General features: G+C 69.4%; 4 protein-coding genes and 2 pseudogenes. 4 read left to right on the top strand and 2 right to left on the bottom strand.

The window, feature by feature from the left end; genetic code table 11:
- Positions 1–95, bottom strand: a pseudogene (locus tag AB0J68_RS29155) (VOC family protein); the annotation flags it as partial.
- Between the two features lies 1 nt (position 96).
- Positions 97–1,071: pseudogene (gene rpsA, locus AB0J68_RS29150) on the bottom strand (30S ribosomal protein S1); the annotation flags it as partial.
- A gap of 470 nt (positions 1,072–1,541) precedes the next feature.
- Here rpsA and AB0J68_RS29145 point away from each other — a divergent pair.
- From AB0J68_RS29145 to AB0J68_RS29130, 4 genes are read left to right on the top strand one after another with little or no spacing between them, the layout of a single operon-like run.
- Positions 1,542–2,348, top strand: a complete 807-nt coding sequence (locus AB0J68_RS29145; RefSeq protein ID WP_355068195.1) for a class I SAM-dependent methyltransferase — start codon at positions 1,542–1,544, stop codon at positions 2,346–2,348.
- A gap of 57 nt (positions 2,349–2,405) precedes the next feature.
- Complete coding sequence (locus tag AB0J68_RS29140) at positions 2,406–3,008, top strand: Uma2 family endonuclease (RefSeq protein WP_363941722.1); 603 nt, start codon at positions 2,406–2,408, stop codon at positions 3,006–3,008.
- Positions 3,009–3,044: 36 nt separating this feature from the next.
- The gene (locus AB0J68_RS29135) at positions 3,045–3,263 is read left to right on the top strand and encodes a DUF2945 domain-containing protein (protein WP_354863267.1); all 219 of its coding nucleotides are present in this window, start codon (positions 3,045–3,047) and stop codon (positions 3,261–3,263) included.
- Complete coding sequence (locus AB0J68_RS29130) at positions 3,250–3,597, top strand: DUF3140 domain-containing protein (protein WP_354863268.1); 348 nt, start codon at positions 3,250–3,252, stop codon at positions 3,595–3,597. Before AB0J68_RS29135 ends, AB0J68_RS29130 begins: the two co-directional genes overlap by 14 nt.
- Positions 3,598–3,726 lie beyond the last annotated feature (129 nt).

The raw sequence follows: 3,726 nt of genomic DNA, 5'->3' as shown, positions 1-3,726 counted from the left end.
GGCACGAGGATCGTTCCGCCCAGTTCGGCGGCGCGGGCGGCGGCGGCGTCCGCGTCGGTCACCGCGAAGTACACCGTCCAGTACGCCGGGAGGTCAGTGGACCAGACCCTCGATGCCGTCGTCCACCCGGACGAACGCGCCGAACGGCACCAGCTTGGTGACCTTACCCGGCACGATCTGCTGGATCGCGTGGGTGCGGGCGAACTGCCGCCACGGGTCCTCCTGCGTCGCCTTCAGCGACAGCGAGACGCGCTCGCGGTCCAGGTCGACGTCCAGAACCTCGACCTCGACCTCCTGGCCGACCTCGACGACCTCGGACGGGTGGTCGATGTGCTTCCAGGACAGCTCGGAGACGTGCACCAGACCGTCGACGCCGCCGAGGTCCACGAAGGCGCCGAAGTTGACGATCGAGGACACGACGCCCTTGCGGACCTGGCCCTTCTGCAGCTTGTTGAGGAACTCGGTGCGCACCTCGGACTGCGTCTGCTCCAGCCAGGCCCGGCGGGACAGGACCACGTTGTTGCGGTTCTTGTCCAGCTCGATGATCTTGGCCTCGAGCTCACGCCCGACGTACGGCTGCAGGTCGCGCACGCGCCGCATCTCGACCAGGGACGCGGGCAGGAAGCCGCGCAGCCCGATGTCCAGGATGAGGCCACCCTTGACTACCTCGATGACCGAGCCGCGGACGACACCGTCCTCGTCCTTGATCTTCTCGATCGTGCCCCAGGCCCGCTCGTACTGCGCCCGCTTCTTGGAGAGGATCAGACGACCCTCCTTGTCCTCCTTCTGGAGGACAAGGGCCTCGATGTGGTCACCAACCGTCACAACCTCGGCGGGGTCCACGTCGTGCTTGATCGACAACTCCCGAGAGGGGATGACACCCTCGGTCTTGTAGCCGATGTCGAGCAGGACCTCGTCCCGATCGACCTTGACGACGGTGCCTTCGACAATGTCGCCGTCGTTGAAGTACTTGATGGTCTCGTCGATCGCGGCGAGGAATGCCTCCTCGGAACCGAGATCGTCGTGGGTGACCCGGGTGGCGCTCGAGGGGGCCTCGATGCTGCTCGTCATGTGGGCGGTTGCTCCGGTCGGATGGGTTGTCACAGCAGGCTGGTGTCGCGGTGACCTGTTCGCGCCAGCGGATCCGTCGCCGGGCACACCGAACGATCACCTAGTGGGATCATGATGTGCTCCGTCGACCGCGCACCTGCTCCCTGCCGAGACACACGATCCGCGAGCGCATCGTCTAGCCTACCGTGCGCATTACCACAGCGTGCAAGCCCTCCCGACTCGTCGCCGCACCATGACCTGCGAAAGCCGAACAATCGCCCGGAAACGACCCCTCCTGTCTCGTACGTCACAGGGGCCCCAGGCGCCCCGCTGGGCGGGCCGGCCGGACGGGCCGCGCGCCACGCCTCATCGACGTGGTTTGCGGAAAATCAGCGCTTCCCACCGGCCCGGGCACCACGACTTCGCGGAAACCGAGTCGATCAGGCCGCGCCGCCGCCCCCATCGGGTTGACCGGGGCCTAGCGTGGGCGCGTGGATGACGACAGCCGGGTGACCCGGCGCCGGGTGGGTGACGCCGAGGCCCGGCGGGCCAACCGCGGCTGGTGGGACACCGACGCCGACGACTACCAGGCCGAGCACGGGGGGTTCCTCGGCGACGTGGACTTCGTCTGGTGTCCGGAGGGGCTGCGCGAGGCCGACGCCCGCCTGCTCGGCGACGTGTCGGGGCGGCGGGTGCTGGAGGTGGGTTGCGGCGCCGCGGCCGCCGCCCGCTGGCTCGCCACCCAGGGCGCGCGTCCGATCGCCTTCGACCTGTCCGCCGGCATGTTGCGGCACGCCGCGCAGGCCGCCGACCGCACCGGGGTACGCGTACCGCTGGTGCAGGCCGACGCGCTCGCCCTGCCGTTCGCCGACCGTTCGTTCGACCTGGCCTGCACGGCGTTCGGCGCGATCCCCTTCGTGGACGACTCGGCGACCCTGCTCGCCGAGGTGCACCGGGTGCTGCGCCCGGGCGGCCGGTGGGTGTTCTCCGTGACCCACCCGATGCGCTGGATCTTCCTCGACGATCCCGGCGAGGGCGGTCTGACGGCCGTGCACTCGTACTTCGACCGCTCCCCCTACGTCGAGCAGGACGAGACCGGCGTCGCCACCTACGTCGAGCAGCACCGCACCCTCGGCGACCGGATCCGCGAGCTGGTCGGCGCCGGGTTCCGGCTGCTGGACCTGGTCGAGCCGGAGTGGCCGGAGGGACACGAGGGGATCTGGGGGCAGTGGAGCCCGCTGCGCGGACGGCTCTTCCCCGGCACCGCCATCTTCGTCACCGAGAAGCCGCTCGATTGACCGCGTCGCACCCGTGGTCCGACCTGCATACCATCGATCGCCGGTAGGCTCGGCTGCATGAGCGCCGAGCCCATCCCGACATCACCTGGCCCCTGGTGTCCGGATCCGATGCGGCAGCAGCGTGCCGACTACACGCTGGAGGACCTGCTCGCCCTGCCGGACGACGCCCCCCGCGTCGAACTCGTCGACGGAGTTATCCAGGTGACCCCCTCCCCCACCCTGGGCCACCAGAACATCTCCAGCCTGTTGTGGCTCTGGCTGCACAGCCACGCACCGCAGCACCTCGGCGCCGCCCAAGCCATCGGTGTCAAGCTCAGCCACAACACGAGCCGACAGCCCGACGTGCTGTTGCACCGTGCCGGCGTGGCGTCCGTCCATTCCATCCTGCAACCGAAGGATGTGGTGCTCGCCGTCGAGGTCGTTTCGCCGGGCACGCGGCGGATCGACCGGTTCGCCAAGCCCGGGGAGTACGCCGCCGCCGGCATCGCGTTCTACTGGCGGATCGAGCAGGACCCGGTGCACGTGTACGCGTACCGGATCGGCGACCGGGTCGGGCCGGGCGGTGAGCGGCAGTACGAGCTGGTCGCCGACGGGCCTGACGTGATCGAGCTGACTGAGCCGTTCGACATCAAGCTGCCCATCGCCGAGATCACCCCGTAGCCGTTTCACCCCGACCGGGTCGGGTAGCCGAGGCGCATGGCCGAGCAGAGGTTCCACACGGGCGACCACGTCTCCTGGTCGGCCCACGGAAGCCGCGCGTACGGCGTGGTGCAGGAGGAGATCACCGACCGGATTCGGATCCGGGGGCGGGCCGTGAACGCGGCTCCCGACGACCCGCAGTACCGGGTCCGCAGTGACGGTACGGGCCGCGACGTGGCCCACCGACCGGAGGCGTTGCGCCATGAGCAGAGGTGACGACGGCCGGGACACCTACCGGGAGTTCACCGAGGCGGTGAACATGAAGCCCCGTGAGTTGTCGACCTGGCTGGAGACCGACGAGTCGAAGCAGGTCGGCTGGCACAAGGGTGGCCGCTCCGGCGGTGGCGAGTCCGTCGGCCACGACTCGGGTCGGAAGATCGTCGACTTGCTGCGTCGAAAGCGCGCCGACCTGTCCGAGGGCGACTACAAGCACATGCGCAAGGTGGTCGGCTACGTCCGCCGGCACATGGCCCAGCGCCCCTCTGGCGACGTCCGCGACACCAAGTGGCGCTGGTCCCTCATGAACTGGGGCCACGACCCCATGAAGTAACCCAGCGACCAAGGATCACTTTCAAGATCACATTAAGGGCGAGGCCGGCGACCCCGACCAGGGCGACCCGGTCGGGGTTCCGGGGCAGCCCGACCCGCGCAGGGATCAAGCCTGACCGCCCGGAGCGGT

Source organism: Micromonospora sp. NPDC049580, from assembly GCF_040675595.1.
In the GTDB taxonomy this organism is placed as follows: domain Bacteria; phylum Actinomycetota; class Actinomycetes; order Mycobacteriales; family Micromonosporaceae; genus Micromonospora.
This window is presented reverse-complemented; position numbering and strand designations above follow the sequence as displayed.